Consider the following 666-nt stretch of genomic DNA (forward strand, 5'->3'; position numbering starts at 1 on the left):
CCCGCAGCAGCGCCAGCCCGGCCGCCGAGCGACCCAGCCGCCCGGCGACGGCGACGACGTGGCCGGGCCGGGCCCCCGAGCGCAGCACCGGTGCGCGGCCCCGCAGGTCGCCCAGGGCGGTCACGGCGACCACGACCTCGCCGGCACCGGACAGGTCGCCCCCCACGACGGCCGCACCGCTGCCCGCACAGCCGGCGGCCAGGCCGCGCGCGAGGTCCAGGACCCACGCGAGCGGCACGTCGCGGGGCAGGCCGAGCGCGACGAGCAGCGCGGTGGGCGCCGCCCCCATCGCCGCCACGTCGGCGAGGTTCTGCGCCGCGGCCTTCCAGCCCACGTCGGCGCCGCCGGACCAGTCGCGGCGGAAGTCGCGGCCCTCGACGAGCATGTCGGTGGTGGCCACGACCCGGGCGTCGGGGGCGCTGACCAGCGCGGCGTCGTCGCCGGGGCCGAGCAGGGTGCTCGCCGCGGTGGGCAGCAGCGGCGCGAAGGCCGCGATGAGCTGTTCCTCGGTGAGCTCCCCGACGACGGGACCGGCGGGAGCAGCGCCTGGCGGGCCGGGCTCGGGGGGCACTCCGGCAGACTAGTGAGGACCTGCGGCCGGCCCCGGGCCGGCCCGGGGTGGCGAGCGAGGAGGAGCGACGTGGACCGGCGGCCCTCACCACCGCA

1 protein-coding gene is annotated in these 666 nt (G+C 80.3%); it reads right to left on the bottom strand.

Features of this window, described 5'->3' with window-relative positions:
• A partial coding sequence (locus tag ABEB16_RS16650; RefSeq protein ID WP_345713343.1) for a thiamine-phosphate kinase occupies positions 1 to 571 on the bottom strand: 571 nt, incomplete at its 3' end.
• Between the last annotated feature and the right edge of the window lie 95 nt (positions 572 to 666).

It is taken from the genome of Kineococcus glutinatus (assembly GCF_039542765.1).
GTDB classification, from domain to species: Bacteria; Actinomycetota; Actinomycetes; order Actinomycetales; family Kineococcaceae; genus Kineococcus_A; species Kineococcus_A glutinatus.